Below are 15,808 nucleotides of genomic sequence, written 5' to 3' on the forward strand. Positions count from 1 at the left end.
CGCTGGCGAACCCCAGGGTTCGTCAATTTGGCGACGCTTGCCCGAATCAGCATTTCACCCCTACATTAGTCCCTTGTTGTTGCCCTGTTCTGCGCGATCTGGATACCCCTATGCCCACTGCCTATAAACGCGTCCTGCTCAAACTCTCCGGTGAAGCTCTGATGGGCGACGATGCCTTTGGCATCAATCGTGCAACCATCGAACGAATGGTAGCTGACGTGGCCGAAGTGGTCCGTCTCGGAACGCAGCTGGCCGTGGTGATCGGCGGCGGCAATATTTTCCGCGGCGTGGCGGGCGGCGCGGCCGGTATGGATCGCGCCACGGCTGACTACATGGGCATGCTGGCCACCATGATGAACGCGCTGGCGCTGCAGGACGCAATGCGCCACGCCGGTATCGAAGCGCGCGTGCAATCCGCGCTGCGCATGGACCAGGTGGTCGAGCCGTACATCCGGCCCCGCGCGATTCGCCAGCTCGAAGAAGGCAAAGTCGTGATTTTTGCGGCCGGTACCGGCAACCCGTTCTTCACGACGGATACGGCCGCTGCATTGCGCGGCTCGGAAATCGGCGCGGAAGTCGTGCTGAAAGCCACCAAGGTGGACGGCGTCTATTCCGCTGACCCCAAGAAAGACCCGAGCGCGACCCGTTACACCACGATCAGCTTCGACGAGGCAATTGGCCGCAATCTGCAGGTGATGGACGCCACGGCGTTCGCGCTGTGCCGCGACCAGAAGCTGCCGATCCGGGTGTTTTCGATCGTCAAACCGGGCGCGCTCAAACGCATCGTACAAGGCGAAGACGAGGGCACCCTCGTCCACGTGTAAACTCTCGTTCACATAACGTGGGCTTTAACGCGGGCCCAGGCCGCCGCATATCGCGCGCGCTGGCCGGCTCGCACCGTTTTGAAGGTTCGGAGGCTTAAAAATGTCTGTGGCTGATATCAGGAAGGGCGCTGAACAAAAGATGCAGCGTTCCATCGACGCGTTCAAGAACGATCTGTCGAAGATCCGCACGGGCCGTGCACACACGGGCCTGCTCGATCACATCCAGTGCGATTACTACGGTTCGCCGGTGCCGATTTCGCAGGTCGCGAACCTGACGCTGATCGACGCACGTACGATCGGCGTGCAGCCGTGGGAAAAGAAGATGGTCCAGGTCGTCGAAAAGGCGATCCGCGAATCGGACCTCGGTCTGAACCCGGCTACGCAAGGTGACGTGATCCGCGTGCCGATGCCCGCGCTGACCGAAGAACGCCGCCGCGAACTGACTAAAGTGGTCAAGAGCGAAGCGGAAACGGCCAAGGTCGCCATCCGTAACTTGCGCCGCGACGCAAACGAGCAACTGAAAAAGCTCGTTAAAGACAAGGAAATTTCAGAGGATGACGAACGCCGTGCAGGTGACGACGTTCAGAAACTGACGGATAAGTTCGTTACCGAAATCGACAAACTGGTAGTGACCAAAGAAGCCGAGATCATGACGGTCTGAGGCCGTTGGCTCCCAGGAAAACGCCGGTCCGCCCCAAGTTTTATTGCCCCTCGGGGGCCTGGCGCGAAGCGGCAGGTTTGGGGGCACTCAACAGTTTCAGGGTTTCCACTTCTTTTTTTGCAGTCACTGTCCCGACGGCCATGACCTATACCAGCTCAACCGTGCGCGTGCCTGATGTCGCCGCGGTGCCGCGACATATCGCGATCATCATGGACGGCAACGGCCGTTGGGCAACCCAACGCCGGCTGCCGCGCGTGGCCGGCCATACGCGCGGCGTCGACGCGGTGCGTGCGGCCGTCGAGGCGTGCGCCCGGCAGGGCGTCGAATATCTGACGCTCTTTGCCTTCAGCTCGGAAAACTGGCGCCGCCCGAACGACGAAGTGTCGTTCCTGATGCGCCTGTTCGTCACCGCGCTGGAGCGCGAGATCGGCAAGCTGCACGCGAACGGCATCCGTTTGCGGGTAGTGGGCGATCTGTCGAAATTCGACACGCGCATTCGCGACCTGATCAAGCGCGCAGAAACCAAAACCGCGCGCAATACCCGTCTCACGCTGACCATCGCCGCCAACTACGGCGGCCGCTGGGACATCATGCAGGCCACCCGCAAGCTTGCCGAGCAATCGGCGCTGGCGGGCAAGGCTGTCGAGGTGAACGAGGACTCGTTCGCCGAACACCTGTCGATGGCCTATGCGCCCGAGCCGGACCTCTTTATCCGTACCGGCGGCGAGCGCCGCGTCAGCAACTTCCTGCTGTGGCAACTCGCCTACACCGAGTTCTATTTCACCGACACCTTCTGGCCGGATTTCGATGCGGACGCGCTCGGCCACGCTATCGCTTCCTACGCGGAGCGCGAGCGCCGCTTCGGCCGCACCAGTGCTCAACTCGAGCCGCAATCGCAAAACGTCGATTCGCTTCCATGCTAAAGACCCGTGTCATCACGGCGATCATCCTGCTGGCGGTCTTTCTGCCGGTCACGTTGTTCGCGCCGGTGGGCGCGTTCGGCGCGCTGATCGCCTTCGTCGTCGTGTTCGCTGCGTGGGAATGGGCGCGCCTGCTGAAGCTCGGCGGCGCGGGCCCGATCGTTTACGCGCTGGTGGCCGCCGTTGCGCTGGTCGCGAGCACACGTCTCGGTACCGGCGTCGAGGAGCCCCGGCCGCTCTTTCAGGCGGCCGCGATTTTCTGGGTGATCGCGGGGCCATATGTGCTGCTGCGCAAGCCGACCCTCGCGCAAGGCGCCTGGCGCGCTTTTCTATTCCTTGCTGGCATTGTGGTTTTCGTCGCGTGCTGGCATGCTCTCGTCGCCGCGCGCATGAAGGGCGTGCCGTTCGTGCTGTCGCTGCTGCTCCTGGTATGGCTGGCTGATATCGGCGCATACTTCTCTGGGAAGGCCTTCGGGAAGCACAAGCTGGCGCCTGCCATCAGCCCGGGTAAGACCTGGGAGGGCGCGATCGGCGGCTGGCTGGTGGTGATGATCGTCGCCGCGGCGGCGGTCTTTTTGCACGCGTTCGAGCCGACCCTGTATTCTGCGCTGCTGGCGCAATTGGGCGCCGTACGTACGCTGCTCGCACTGACCCTGCTGGTGGCATTCAGCGTGGTGGGCGACCTGTTCGAATCAATGATGAAACGCCAGGCCGGAGTGAAAGATTCAAGCGGCCTGTTGCCTGGGCACGGTGGCGTACTCGACCGCATCGACGCATTGTTGCCGGTGCTGCCGCTTGCCATGCTGCTGCTCGGCTAGAGAAAGAGATATGCAAAAACGTCTGACATTGCTCGGTTCAACGGGCTCGATTGGAGACAGTACGCTCGACGTCGTCGCGCGTCATCCCGAGCGCTTCTCGGTTTACGCGCTCACCGCGCATCGCAACGGCGACAAGCTCGTCGAGCAATGCTTGCGCTTTCAGCCTGAAGTGGCAGTGGTCGGCGATGCCGATACGGCCGCACGCGTCGCTGCGAAGCTGCGCGAAGCGGGTTGCAAGACCGAAGTCACGTACGGACCGCAAGCGCTCGTCGACGTATCGGAGAGCGCCGGCTGCGATACGGTGGTGGCGGCGATCGTCGGCGCTGCCGGCCTCGCGCCCAGCCTGGCTGCCGCTCGTGCCGGCAAACGCATTCTGCTCGCCAACAAGGAAGCGCTGGTGATGTCCGGCGCGATCTTTATGGACGCGGTGCGCGACAACGGCGCGGTTCTGCTGCCGGTCGACAGCGAACACAACGCAATTTTCCAATGCCTGCCGCGCGAAGCCGCGCTGCATGGCGGCGTCTCGAAGATCATCCTGACCGCGTCGGGCGGCCCGTTCCGCACCCGCGAACCGGCCTCGCTGGTCGACGTCACGCCTGACGAGGCCTGCAAGCATCCGAACTGGGTCATGGGCCGCAAGATTTCGGTCGACTCCGCCACGATGATGAACAAGGGCCTCGAAGTGATCGAGGCGCACTGGCTCTTCAATTTGCCGGGCGAGCGTATCGAGGTGCTGATTCACCCGCAAAGCGTGATTCATTCGATGGTGTCGTACGCCGACGGTTCGGTGCTCGCGCAACTGGGCAATCCCGACATGCGCACGCCGATCGCGCATGCGCTGGCATTTCCGGATCGCGTCGATTCGGGTGTGGCGCAGCTCGATCTGCTGCAGGTCGCGTCGCTTTCGTTCGAAAAGCCGGATTACACACGCTTCCCGTGTCTCGCGCTTGCGGTGAAGGCGCTGGCCGAGGGTGGGTTGGCGAGCGCAGCCCTGAATGCCGCGAACGAAGTCGCGGTTGAAGCGTTCCTGTCGCGTCAGATCGGTTTCATGGCGATCGCTCAGGTTGTCGACGCCGTACTCAACGCGTTGCCGAACCGCAGCGCGCACGCGCTCGAAGACGTGATTGAGGCCGACGCCGCTGCACGCCGCGCCGCGGCCGATTTCATCGTGCGTCTGCCGGACGGCGCCCGTCGCACGGAACGCGCCGTCCAGTGAGGCGCCTATGAATCTGCTGATCGAACTGCTTGCCTTCGCGGTCGCGATCGGCGTACTCGTGGTCGTTCATGAGTACGGGCATTACAGCGTCGCGCGTTTGTGCGGCGTCAAGGTATTGCGCTTTTCGATTGGCTTCGGCAAGCCGCTGTTCCAATGGGTGAGCCCGAAAACGGGTACCGAATGGACGATTGCCGCGCTACCGCTCGGCGGCTACGTGAAGATGCTCGACGAGCGCGAGACCGGCGGGGCGCCGATTCCGGTTGACGCCTTGCCGCATGCCTTCAACCGGCAGTCGGTGTGGCGCCGGTTTGCGATTGTCGCGGCGGGCCCGGTCGCGAACTTCCTGCTCGCCATCGTGCTGTTCGCGCTGGTATTTGCTACCGGCGTGACGGAACCTGCGGCCGTGGTTGCCGCGCCTGCTCCGAATACGCCAGCGGCGCTGGCCGGCTTCGACGGTGGCGAAACCATCGTCGCGGTGCGTGCCGAGAACGCCGGTGAATCCGAGCGCGTGCGCTCGTGGTCCGACCTGCGCTGGAAATTGCTGGGCGCGGCATTCGATCACAAGCGTGTTGTGCTGAGCGCGAAAGATGCCCACGGCACCTCGGATTTCCAGCTGGATCTGCGCGGCATCACCGAGAAAGACGTCGACGACGACTTTATGTCACATCTCGGTTTCGAGCCGGGTGGTGGCAAGCTGACGGTCGCGGGCGTGCAGCCGGATAGCGCAGCGCAAAAGGCAGGCCTTGCGGTGGGCGACCGGCTTCGCGCAGTCGACGGTATTCCTACCGACAATGCCACGGCCTTCATCGCTTATGTAAAATCGCACGCTGGCAAGCCTGTGACGCTGCAAGTGGAGCGTGGCGGGCCGGCGGCGGGCAAGCTGGAAGACGTTCGCATCGTCCCGCAGTCGCAGCATGATGACGCGACGGGGCAGCAGATCGGCCGTATCGGCGCGGAACTCGCTACCCAGGTGCCGTCGATCGACGTGCGTTACGGGCCGCTCGAAAGTCTGCAACTGGGCGCGCGCCGTACGTGGGATCTGGCTGTTTATTCGGTGCGCATGTTCGGACGAATGATCGTCGGCGAGGCTTCGCTGAAGAATCTTTCCGGTCCTGTCACGATCGCGGATTACGCAGGAAAGAGCGCACGTCTAGGTCCTTCTGCATTCCTGTCGTTCCTGGCCCTTGTCAGTATTAGCCTCGGCGTACTGAACCTGTTACCAATTCCGGTATTGGACGGGGGTCATCTGTTATATTATTTGGTTGAAGCTGTAACCGGCAAAGTTGTCTCCGATCGCTGGCAACTCGTTTTTCAGAGGGCGGGTCTCGCCTGCATCGTCGCGTTGTCGGCGATTGCGCTGTTCAACGATCTGGCTCGTTTAATCCATTTTTAAAGTGTCTGGCGGCGTTCACGATGGCGACCGCCCGACCTGATGCAGCTATACACACTGGGGAAGCACGTTGTTTAAACCTCATCGCTTTGTTCCAAAGACGGTTATAGCCGCGGCGTTTGCCGCGCATGGGCTGGTTGCTCACGCAACAACGCCCTTCGTGGTGCAAGACATCCGGATCGAGGGATTGCAACGCGTCGAACCCGGTACCGTGTTCGCCTACCTGCCCATCAAGCAGGGCGACACGTTTAGCGACGACAAGGCTTCTGAAGCCATTCGCGCGCTGTACGCCACGGGCTTCTTCAACGACGTCAAGATCGCGACCCAGGGCAATGTCGTCATCGTGCAGGTGCTGGAACGTCCGGCCATCGGCACGATCGACTTTTCCGGCATTCACGAGTTCGACAAGGACAACCTGACCAAGGCGCTGCGCGCGGTCGGTTTGTCGCAAGGCCGTTACTACGACAAGGCACTCGTCGACAAGGCCGAGCAGGAACTGAAGCGCCAGTACCTGACGCGCGGCTACTACGCCGCCGAAGTCACCACCACGATCACGCCGATCGACCGCAACCGCGTGTCGGTGCTGTTCTCGGTGGCTGAAGGGCCGAGCGCGAAGATCCGCCAGATCAACTTCATCGGCAACAAGGCGTTCAGCACGGGTACGCTGCGCGACGAAATGCAGCTGTCCACGCCGAACTGGTTCTCGTGGTACACGAAGAACGACCTGTACGCGAAAGACAAGCTCACCGGCGACCTCGAAAACGTCCGCTCGTATTACCTGAATCGCGGCTACCTCGAGTTCAATATCGAGTCGACCCAGGTGTCGATCACGCCGGACAAGAAGGACATGTATCTGACGGTCACGCTGCACGAAGGCGAGCCGTACACGATCAGCAGCATCAAGCTGGCGGGTAACCTGCTCGACCGTGAGCCGGAGCTGGCCAAGCTCATCAAGATCAAACCGGGTGACCGCTTCTCGGCTGAAAAGCTGCAAGCCACGACCAAGGCGATTGTCGACAAGCTCGGCGAATACGGCTATGCGTTTGCCACCGTCAACGCGCAGCCGCAGATCGATCAGGAACACCACAAGGTCGACCTGACGCTGCAGGTGGACCCGAGCCGCCGCGTGTACGTGCGCCGCATCAACGTGGTCGGCAATACGCGTACTCGCGACGAAGTGGTGCGCCGCGAAATGCGCCAGCTCGAAAGCTCGTGGTTCGATTCGAATCGCCTCGCGCTGTCGAAAGACCGGATCAACCGCCTCGGCTACTTTACCGATGTCGACGTGACCACGGTGCCGGTAGAAGGCACGCCGGACCAGGTCGATGTGGACGTCAAGGTGGCTGAAAAGCCGACCGGCGCGATCACGCTGGGCGCGGGCTTCTCGTCGACCGACAAGGTGGTGCTCTCCGCTGGCGTGTCGCAGGACAACGTGTTCGGTTCGGGTACGAGTCTCGCGGTGAACGTGAATACCGCCAAGACGTACCGTACGTTGACGGTCACGCAGGTCGACCCGTACTTCACGGTCGACGGGATCAAGCGGATTACCGACGTCTACTACCGTACATATCAGCCGCTGTATTACTCGACGGATTCGAGCTTCAAGATCGTCACGATCGGTGGTGACCTGAAGTTCGGTATTCCGTTCTCCGAAGTCGACACGGTGTACTTTGGTGCCGGCCTCGAGCAGAACCAGCTGGACATCGACGCGAATACGCCGCAAAGCTATATCGACTATGTGAACCAGTTTGGACGTGTGTCGAACAACGTGCCGATCACGGTGGGTTGGTCGCGCGACGCGCGTGACAGCGCACTGGTGCCGAGCCGCGGTTACTTTACGCAGGCGAACGCCGAATACGGCACGCCGCTCGGTGGTACGCAGTACTACAAGGCCGACATCAACGCGCAATACTATTATTCGTTTGCGCGTGGTTTCGTGCTGGGCTTCAACTTCCAGGGCGGTTACGGTAACGGCCTGAGTGGCAAGCCATACCCGATTTTCAAGAACTACTACGCCGGCGGTATCGGGTCGGTGCGGGGCTACGAGCCGAGCTCGCTGGGCCCGCGTGATGCGAAGACGAACGATCCGATCGGCGGCTCGAAGCTGCTGGTGGGTAACGTCGAATTGACGTTCCCGCTGCCGGGCACGGGCTACGACCGCACGTTGCGTGTCTTCACGTTCCTAGACGCCGGTAACGTCTGGGGTACGGAAGGCAACAGCATCGGCGCGAACGGTCTGCGTTATGGCTATGGTGTCGGTCTTGCCTGGATCTCTCCGATCGGCCCGCTCAAGCTCAGCTTGGGCTTCCCGCTCACGAAGCACACCGGCGACCAGTATCAGAAGTTCCAGTTCCAGATCGGGACGGCGTTCTGATCCGGCGAACGGCCCGGTTATGGGCGGCTCCCGGCGGCGGGCCCCGCCAAACTACAGTATCGAGAGGATGACTTTGCTAACCGGTATGTTTTCGAAACGTGTGGCGTGTGCGTTCGCGCTGGCAATGACGCTGGGTGTCGGAGTAGCGGGGGTAGCACACGCGCAGGAAGCCCGGATCGCTGCGGTGAATTCGGACCGTATCCTGCGTGAATCGGCTGCCGCGAAGGCTGCGCAGGTCAAGCTCGAGGCAGAGTTCGCCAAGCGCGACAAGGATCTGGCCGATATGGCGCAGAAGCTGAAGTCGATGTCCGACTCGCTCGACAAGAACGGCGCGTCGATGTCGGCCGCCGATCGTGCGCAGAAGCAACGCGATCTGTCGCAGATGGATACGGACTTCCAGCGCAAGCAACGCGAGTTTCGCGAAGACCTGAACCAGCGCCGCAACGAGGAGCTGGCGGCGGTGCTCGACCGGGCCAACAAGGTAATCAAGCAGATCGCCGAGCAGCAGCACTACGACCTGATCGTTCAGGAAGCGGTGTATGTGAGCCCGCGCATCGACATTACCGATCAGGTGCTCAAGGCATTGGCGGCGTCGGGCAACTGAACGCGGCCGTGGGCCGCCGGCGTCGTAAGCCGGTTCGCAGCGCGCGGCTGTAGAACTGACAAGCTGGACTGATTTTGCAGCAACCATGTTGCATGGGACCAGAGAGTAACCGCTAAAGCGCCAACTCTGGTCGACAGCGTGGCATGGGATCGGAGTAAGCGCTGAAGCGCTAACTCCGATCGACACAGGAGACAGGATAGGCATGGCATTTACGCTCGAGGACATCGTCCAGCGGTTTGGCGGTGAAGTAGTCGGAAATGGTTCACAGCGCGTCGGCAGTCTGGCGCCGCTCGACCAGGCAGGCCCGGACCAGCTGGCGTTCCTCGCCAATCCGAAGTATTTGTCGCAGGTCGAGACGACCCGTGCGGGCGCGGTGTTGATCAATGCCGACGACCTCGCGAAGCTGGCCTCCCGCGACGCTCGTAACTTCATCGTCACGCCAAATCCGTACGCTTACTTCGCGCGTGTCGCGCAGACTTTCATCGACATGGCGGCGCCCAAGGCTTTGCCTGGTGTGCACCCGAGCGCGACGGTCGATCCGTCGGCTCAGGTCGCCGCGAGCGCGGTGATTGGTCCGCACGTCACGGTGGAAGCGGGCGCGGTGATCGGCGAAAACGTGCGCCTGGATGCCAATGTGGTGATCGGTCGCGGCACGCGGATCGGCGCGGGCTCGCATCTTTATCCGAATGTCGCCGTGTACTATGGCTGCAAGCTCGGCGAGCGCGTGATCGTGCACGCGGGCGCGGTGATCGGTTCGGACGGTTTTGGCTTCGCGCCGGATTTCGTGGGCGAAGGCGATGCGCGTACCGGCAGTTGGGTGAAGATTCCGCAGGTTGGCGGTGTGTCGATCGCGGCAGACGTCGAAATCGGCGCGAACACCACCATTGACCGCGGCGCCATGGCCGACACGATCATCGAAGAGTGCGTGAAGATCGACAATCTCGTGCAGATCGGCCACAACTGCAAGGTCGGCGCTTACACGGTGATCGCCGGCTGCGCGGGCATCGCGGGCAGCACCACGATCGGCCGTCATTGCATGATCGGCGGCGCGGTTGGGATTGCCGGTCACGTCACGCTGGCGGACTATGTAATCGTCACGGCCAAGTCGGGCGTGTCGAAGTCGCTGCTGAAGCCCGGCATGTACACCAGCGCTTTCCCGGCTGTGAACCATGCCGACTGGAACAGGAGCGCCGCTTTGCTGCGTAACATCGACAAACTCCGCGACCGTATCAAGGCGCTTGAAAATGCCGCTTCGGCAAGCAAGCCGGCCCACGCAGCAAGTAATTCCGCAGGCGACAAAGCCTGAATATCAGGCCGACTCGCAGAGCAACCGTAGGGCAACCTGCCGGCACCGCGTAAAATAGCGGGCAAGCATCAGGAGCAAAGTCGGTTGCCGTGACCGGGTGGCATGGCCTCCGGGTCACGGCAAGCGCCGGCAGCACGCGTTACCAACCCACCTGCACCAGCATCTGCAGTCATCATCGCGCAGTCAATGCGTGAGTAGAAACACCATGAGCACCGAAAAAATCAATCTCGACATTCATAAGATTCTCACGCTGCTGCCGCATCGTTACCCGATTCTGCTGGTTGACCGGGTGCTCGAACTCGAGCCGCATAAGAGCATCAAAGCGTTGAAGAACGTGTCGATCAATGAACCGTATTTCCAGGGTCACTTTCCGACCCGTCCGGTGATGCCCGGCGTGCTGATTCTCGAAGCACTCGCGCAAACGGCGGCCTTGCTGACGTTTTCGGAAGAGCCGAGCGATCCGTCGAACACGCTGTACCTGTTCGTGGGCATCGACAACGCGCGCTTCAAGCGCGTAGTGGAACCGGGCGATCAGTTGATCCTGAACTGCACGTTCGAGCGTCATATGCGCGGCATCTGGAAGTTCAAGGCGCGCGCCGAAGTGGATGGTGCCGTGGCGGCGGAAGCCGATCTGATGTGCGCGGTGCGGCACACGGACAAAGACGTTTAAGCCGGTTTCCGGGCAGTCAGCGGCTTATCCCAAGCCCTGCAAGCCTCCGGCTACGCCCATCCAGACAACGCAACAGAATCAGAAGCGAGGACGCATGAGCAGGATTCATCCCACTGCGATCGTCGAACCGGGCGCGCAACTCGACGAATCCGTCGAGATCGGACCGTATGCCGTCATCGGCGCACATGTGACGATCGGCGCACGGACCACGGTCGGTTCACACAGCGTGATCGAAGGTCACACCACGATCGGCGAAGACAACCGGATCGGTCACTACGCATCGGTCGGCGGCCGTCCGCAGGACATGAAGTACAAGGACGAGCCAACCCGGCTCGTGATCGGCAATCGCAACGCGATCCGTGAATTCACCACGATCCACACCGGCACGGTGCAGGACTCGGGCGTCACCACGCTGGGCGACGATAACTGGATCATGGCCTACGTGCACATCGGGCACGACTGTCATGTAGGCAACAACGTCATTCTGTCGAGCAATGCGCAGATGGCTGGCCATGTGATCGTTGGCGACCACGCGATCATCGGCGGCATGTCGGGCGTGCATCAGTTTGTGCGCATCGGTGCGCACTCAATGCTGGGCGGGGCTTCGGCGCTCGTGCAGGACGTCCCGCCGTTCGTGATGGCTGCCGGCAACAAGGCCGAACCGCACGGTATCAACGTCGAAGGTCTGCGCCGCCGCGGTTTCTCTGCGGACGCGATTTCGGCGCTGCGCTCGGCGTACCGCTTGCTGTACAAGAACGGCCTGTCGCTCGAAGACGCGAAGGTGCAGTTGCGCGAACTCGCGTCCGCGGGTGGCGATGGCGATGCGCCGGTACAAACGCTGCTCGCGTTCGTCGAAGCGTCGCAACGCGGCATCATCCGCTAAGCGATGGCATTGAACCCGACTCCGCTGCGTGTCGCGATGGTGACTGGCGAGCCGTCCGGCGACCTGCTGGCGTCGTCACTGCTCGACGGCCTCGCGAGCCGTCTGCCCGCCGGTACCCAGTATTATGGGATCGGCGGCCCGCGCATGATCGCCGCGGGCTTCGATGCCCACTGGCCGATGGAAAAACTGACGGTACGCGGCTATGTCGAGGCACTGCGGCATATTCCCGAAATCCTCAGCATCCGCAACGAACTGAAGCGCCAACTGCTGGCTGAACCGCCGTCGGTGTTCGTCGGCGTGGATGCGCCCGATTTCAACTTCGGCCTTGAGCATCCGTTGCGCGAAGCCGGTATTCCGACCGTTCACTTCGTCTGTCCGTCCATCTGGGCGTGGCGGGGCGGGCGCATCAAGAAGATCGCCAAGGCGGTCGACCACATGCTGTGCGTGTTCCCGTTCGAAACAGCGCTGCTGGAAAAGGCAGGCATCGCGGCGTCCTACGTGGGCCATCCGCTTGCCGACGAGATTCCGCTCGAACCCGATACGCTCGGCGCGCGCCGCACGCTCGGCCTTGCTGAAAGCGGTCCGGTTATCGCGGTGCTACCGGGCAGCCGGCGCTCGGAGATCGACCTGATCGGTCCGACGTTCTTTGCCGCGATGGAGATGATGCAGCACCAGGAGCCCGGTTTGCGTTTCGTGATGCCGGCGGCCACGCCCGCGCTGCGCGAAATGCTGCGGCCGCTGGTCGATGCGCATCCCGGTCTCGCACTGACCATCACAGACGGCCAGTCGCAGATCGCGATGACGGCGGCCGATGCGATCCTCGTCAAGAGCGGCACGGTGACACTGGAAGCCGCGTTGCTGAAAAAGCCGATGGTGATCTCGTACAAGGTGCCCTGGCTGACCGGCCAGATCATGCGCCGCCAGGGTTATCTGCCGTACGTCGGCCTGCCGAATATTCTGGCGGGACGTTTTGTGGTGCCTGAAATTCTGCAGCACTTCGCCACACCGCAAGCGCTTGCCGAAGCTACGCTGAAACAGTTGCGCGACGAGGCCAACCGGCGCACGCTGACGGAAATCTTCACGGAGATGCATCACGTGCTGAAGCAGAACACCGCGCAGCGTGCGGCGGAAGTCGTGGCGAGCGTCGTCGAAAATCGGAAGGCGCGGCCGTGAGCACGGCGCGCGGACCACGCCGCAAGGCTGCGAGCGCTGCAGGTGCGGCGGCGCAGCAGGTCGGCATGGACTTCGAGACACCGGATGACATCGTCTGTGGCGTCGACGAAGCCGGGCGTGGGCCACTGGCTGGCCCGGTGGTCGCTGCCGCGGTGATTTTCGATCCGTCGAAGCCGATGATTCGCGGCCTCGACGATTCGAAAGTGCTCAGCGCCAAAAAGCGCGACGAGCTGTACGACAAGATCGTCGATCGGGCGCTCGCGTACTGCATCGCGTCCGCTACCGTCGAGGAAATCGACACGCTGAACATCCTGCACGCCACGATGCTGGCGATGAAGCGGGCGGTCGAAGGCCTCTCAGTCGTGCCGACACTCGTAAAAATCGACGGCAATCGCTGCCCGACGCTGAGCATTCGCAGCGAGGCGGTGATCGGTGGCGATGCGCTGATCAAGAGCATTTCGGCAGCGTCGATTCTCGCCAAGGTCACGCGCGACCGGATGCTGCTCGAATTGCATCAAACCTATCCGGTCTACGGTTTTAACGCCCATGCCGGCTATGGCACGCCACAGCATCTCGCGGCGCTGCGCGAACATGGGCCCTGTGAGCATCATCGGCGTTCCTTTGCGCCGGTGCGCGAAGCGCATCTGCGCTTCGGCACGGGTTCTAAGCTGCCGGCGGGCGACGTGATCGTCGTATCCGGCACCCTCACCGGCGCCGTGCTAGACGACGACGCCTTCGGCGAACGCAGCGGCGCCTGAGCGCCCGTATGGCCCGGCGCGTCGCCGACTCTTTCCTCATTCTCACTGTCTTCGCTGCCTGTGAAAGCCATCACCTCGCGGGACAATCCGCTCTACAAGCGCCTGAAAGCATTGGCCGGCTCGACGCATCAGCAGCGCCGTAGCGGCCACGCGCTGCTCGAAGGCTTCCATCTCGCGAGCGCCTATCTCGACGTCGCCGGGCAGCCGGAAATGTGCATCGTCACCGAGGGCGCGCTGCGCCACGACGAAGCGCAGGCCATCGTGTCGCGCATCGACGAGCAGCACATCGTCACGCTGCCCGACGCATTGTTTGGCCAGTTGTCGAACGTCGTGCACGGTGTCGGGATTCTGCTGCTGGTCGAAAAACTCGACACACCGCTGTCGGCGAAGGTCGAAGAAACCTGCCTCGTACTCGATGGCGTGCAGGACGCCGGCAACGTCGGTTCGATTCTGCGCAGCGCGGCCGCAGCCGGTATTCAGCAGGTATTTTGCGCGCCGGGTACGGCATACGCATGGTCGTCGAAGGTCTTGCGCTCGGGCATGGGTGCGCATTTTCTGCTGCAGATCCATGAGGATGTCGAAACGCAGGCGCTAATCGAGCGCCTGGCCGTGCCGATCGTCATTACGGATTCGCACGGTGCCGAGGCGATCTACGACTGCGATCTGAGCGGACCGCTCGCGTGGGTCTTCGGCAACGAAGGGGCGGGCGTGTCGCAGGCCTGGCGCGACGTGGTGTCGCTGCGGGTGACGATTCCGCAGCCAGGCGGCATGGAATCGCTCAATGTGGCGGCCGCGGCCGCTGTCTGCGTGTTCGAACAGTGCCGCCAGCGGCGCCGCGCGTGACTTCATCGGCATGACATGAGTGGCGTGGCATCTGTCATCTGAACGCCACGCATATCTCCATAACAGGCTGCGCTCAGTAAGCCGGCCGGTCCAGTTTGATCTCCTGCAGGATGGTTGTCGCAATCTCTTCGATCGACTTATGCGTCGACGACAACCACTTGATTCCTTCGCGGCGCATCATGGCTTCGGCTTCATTGATCTCGTAACGGCAATTTTCCGGCGCAGCGTACTTGCTGCCCGGCCGGCGCTCGTTACGGATCTCCGACAGACGTTGCGGATCGATCGACAAACCAAACATTTTCTGCCGATGCGCCAATAGCGGCGTGGGCAGCTTGCCGCGTTCGAAGTCTTCCGGAATCAGCGGATAGTTGGCCGCTTTCACGCCGTACTGCATCGCCAGATACAGGCTCGTTGGCGTCTTGCCGCTGCGCGACACGCCGACCAGAATCACGTCGGCGTCGGCGAGATTGCGGTTCGATTGACCGTCGTCGTGCGCGAGCGAAAAGTTGATCGCCTCGATCCGGTTTTTGTACTCCTCAGTATCCGCGTTCTGGTGGCCGCGGCCCATCGCGTGGCTCGACTTGAGCTCCAGTTCCTGTTCGAGCGGCTCGACGAAGGTCTGGAACATGTCCAGCACGAGCGCATTCGAACCTTTGACGATCTGATTCGACGCACTGTCCACCAGCGTCGTGAAGACGATCGGACGACGGCCGTCCTGCAGGATCGCTTCGTTGATTTTTTCTAGCGTGGCGTAGGCTTTTTCCGTCGAGTCGACGAAGGGCACACGAACCAGGCGGAATTTCTGGTCGAACTGGGAGAGGATCGAATGCGCGAAGGTTTCGGCAGTGATCCCGGTACCGTCGGAGACGATGAATACGGTGGGCGGCATCAGTGGGCTGGGGAACGTGAGCGGAAAAAAGCGCTCGAATGAAACATCGCTGCATTGACGTCGCTGCGCGGTGGCTAACCGGAGATTGCAGCAGCGTCATTTCAGCGCGCCGTGGGCACCGCAACTGCGCCCGGATGGCGGCGGGGCCTCGCAAAAGCCCGTCAGCCGGTCCGGGGCGCGATTCGAGGCGCAATTCTCGTCCGACTGTCACATTTTGAGAGTCGGCACGGTAGAATAGCGGCAACCTGTTGGATAAGCAATTGCGGGCGATTGGCGTCTAACTCACCGTGAACGGTCGGTCAACGCCGCGCTTTGCGCCGGTAACTAGCGGCAAATTGAAAGATTAGGGTGGATCGATCGGTAATTTCGTTCAACCGCTTTCTACGTCGTGCATCCGGCGCTTTTTGGCCCCCGCGACCATTTGCAGCGATTGCTTCTCCAACAGGTTGTGCAAGACGCGAGGTCACGCTTCCAATGGG

The 15,808-nt window shown here is 62.1% G+C and carries 15 protein-coding genes; 14 read left to right on the forward strand and 1 reads right to left on the reverse strand.

Annotated elements, in window-relative coordinates; genetic code table 11:
* Positions 1-110 precede the first annotated feature (110 nt).
* The 14 genes from pyrH to ACUN0E_RS28195 all read left to right on the forward strand — a co-directional run bounded on the left by pyrH (position 111) and on the right by ACUN0E_RS28195 (position 14,440).
* A complete protein-coding gene (gene pyrH, locus ACUN0E_RS28130; protein ID WP_011488865.1) occupies positions 111-824 on the forward strand; it encodes a UMP kinase in 714 nt (237 codons plus the stop codon).
* A gap of 100 nt (positions 825-924) precedes the next feature.
* The gene (gene frr / locus ACUN0E_RS28135; RefSeq protein ID WP_028199370.1) at positions 925-1,485 is read left to right on the forward strand and encodes a ribosome recycling factor; all 561 of its coding nucleotides are present in this window, start codon (positions 925-927) and stop codon (positions 1,483-1,485) included.
* A gap of 140 nt (positions 1,486-1,625) precedes the next feature.
* On the forward strand, positions 1,626-2,408 hold the full coding sequence (gene uppS, locus ACUN0E_RS28140; RefSeq protein WP_115780231.1) for a polyprenyl diphosphate synthase: 783 nt from the start codon (positions 1,626-1,628) through the stop codon (positions 2,406-2,408).
* The gene (locus ACUN0E_RS28145; protein ID WP_408223654.1) at positions 2,402-3,223 is read left to right on the forward strand and encodes a phosphatidate cytidylyltransferase; all 822 of its coding nucleotides are present in this window, start codon (positions 2,402-2,404) and stop codon (positions 3,221-3,223) included. Before uppS ends, ACUN0E_RS28145 begins: the two co-directional genes overlap by 7 nt.
* Before the next feature lie 10 nt (positions 3,224-3,233).
* Positions 3,234-4,439 (forward strand): 1-deoxy-D-xylulose-5-phosphate reductoisomerase, encoded by a 1,206-nt coding sequence (locus tag ACUN0E_RS28150; protein ID WP_445568637.1) that lies wholly within the window; start codon positions 3,234-3,236, stop codon positions 4,437-4,439.
* A 7-nt stretch (positions 4,440-4,446) separates the two neighbouring features.
* A complete protein-coding gene (gene rseP / locus ACUN0E_RS28155) occupies positions 4,447-5,832 on the forward strand; it encodes an RIP metalloprotease RseP (protein ID WP_445568638.1) in 1,386 nt (461 codons plus the stop codon).
* 67 nt (positions 5,833-5,899) lie between these two features.
* On the forward strand, positions 5,900-8,203 hold the full coding sequence (bamA, locus tag ACUN0E_RS28160) for an outer membrane protein assembly factor BamA (RefSeq protein WP_408223645.1): 2,304 nt from the start codon (positions 5,900-5,902) through the stop codon (positions 8,201-8,203).
* A gap of 67 nt (positions 8,204-8,270) precedes the next feature.
* Complete coding sequence (locus ACUN0E_RS28165) at positions 8,271-8,807, forward strand: OmpH family outer membrane protein (protein WP_408223642.1); 537 nt, start codon at positions 8,271-8,273, stop codon at positions 8,805-8,807.
* Positions 8,808-9,009: 202 nt separating this feature from the next.
* A complete protein-coding gene (gene lpxD, locus ACUN0E_RS28170; protein WP_408223639.1) occupies positions 9,010-10,113 on the forward strand; it encodes a UDP-3-O-(3-hydroxymyristoyl)glucosamine N-acyltransferase in 1,104 nt (367 codons plus the stop codon).
* Positions 10,114-10,318: 205 nt separating this feature from the next.
* On the forward strand, positions 10,319-10,783 hold the full coding sequence (fabZ, locus tag ACUN0E_RS28175) for a 3-hydroxyacyl-ACP dehydratase FabZ (protein WP_408209799.1): 465 nt from the start codon (positions 10,319-10,321) through the stop codon (positions 10,781-10,783).
* A 94-nt stretch (positions 10,784-10,877) separates the two neighbouring features.
* On the forward strand, positions 10,878-11,666 hold the full coding sequence (lpxA, locus tag ACUN0E_RS28180) for an acyl-ACP--UDP-N-acetylglucosamine O-acyltransferase (protein WP_408223636.1): 789 nt from the start codon (positions 10,878-10,880) through the stop codon (positions 11,664-11,666).
* A gap of 3 nt (positions 11,667-11,669) precedes the next feature.
* Complete coding sequence (lpxB, locus tag ACUN0E_RS28185; protein WP_408223633.1) at positions 11,670-12,839, forward strand: lipid-A-disaccharide synthase; 1,170 nt, start codon at positions 11,670-11,672, stop codon at positions 12,837-12,839.
* Positions 12,836-13,597 (forward strand): ribonuclease HII, encoded by a 762-nt coding sequence (gene rnhB, locus ACUN0E_RS28190; RefSeq protein WP_445568639.1) that lies wholly within the window; start codon positions 12,836-12,838, stop codon positions 13,595-13,597. The genes lpxB and rnhB overlap by 4 nt, the downstream gene beginning before the upstream one ends.
* A gap of 60 nt (positions 13,598-13,657) precedes the next feature.
* On the forward strand, positions 13,658-14,440 hold the full coding sequence (locus ACUN0E_RS28195) for a TrmH family RNA methyltransferase (RefSeq protein ID WP_445568640.1): 783 nt from the start codon (positions 13,658-13,660) through the stop codon (positions 14,438-14,440).
* Between the two features lie 73 nt (positions 14,441-14,513).
* Here the strand turns inward: ACUN0E_RS28195 and ppsR are convergent, their stop codons facing one another.
* Positions 14,514-15,329 (reverse strand): posphoenolpyruvate synthetase regulatory kinase/phosphorylase PpsR, encoded by an 816-nt coding sequence (gene ppsR, locus ACUN0E_RS28200; RefSeq protein ID WP_408223624.1) that lies wholly within the window; start codon positions 15,327-15,329, stop codon positions 14,514-14,516.
* Positions 15,330-15,808 lie beyond the last annotated feature (479 nt).

Source organism: Paraburkholderia sp. D1E (assembly GCF_052682275.1).

Coding starts and splice junctions, on each gene's coding strand:
- pyrH (WP_011488865.1), top strand. CDS start 111: ATGCCCACTGCCTATAAACGCGTCCTGCTCAAACTCTCCGGTGAAGCT.
- frr (WP_028199370.1), top strand. CDS start 925: ATGTCTGTGGCTGATATCAGGAAGGGCGCTGAACAAAAGATGCAGCGT.
- uppS (WP_115780231.1), top strand. CDS start 1,626: ATGACCTATACCAGCTCAACCGTGCGCGTGCCTGATGTCGCCGCGGTG.
- ACUN0E_RS28145 (WP_408223654.1), top strand. CDS start 2,402: ATGCTAAAGACCCGTGTCATCACGGCGATCATCCTGCTGGCGGTCTTT.
- ACUN0E_RS28150 (WP_445568637.1), top strand. CDS start 3,234: ATGCAAAAACGTCTGACATTGCTCGGTTCAACGGGCTCGATTGGAGAC.
- rseP (WP_445568638.1), top strand. CDS start 4,447: ATGAATCTGCTGATCGAACTGCTTGCCTTCGCGGTCGCGATCGGCGTA.
- ACUN0E_RS28165 (WP_408223642.1), top strand. CDS start 8,271: ATGACTTTGCTAACCGGTATGTTTTCGAAACGTGTGGCGTGTGCGTTC.
- lpxD (WP_408223639.1), top strand. CDS start 9,010: ATGGCATTTACGCTCGAGGACATCGTCCAGCGGTTTGGCGGTGAAGTA.
- fabZ (WP_408209799.1), top strand. CDS start 10,319: ATGAGCACCGAAAAAATCAATCTCGACATTCATAAGATTCTCACGCTG.
- lpxA (WP_408223636.1), top strand. CDS start 10,878: ATGAGCAGGATTCATCCCACTGCGATCGTCGAACCGGGCGCGCAACTC.
- lpxB (WP_408223633.1), top strand. CDS start 11,670: ATGGCATTGAACCCGACTCCGCTGCGTGTCGCGATGGTGACTGGCGAG.
- ppsR (WP_408223624.1), bottom strand. CDS start 15,329: ATGCCGCCCACCGTATTCATCGTCTCCGACGGTACCGGGATCACTGCC.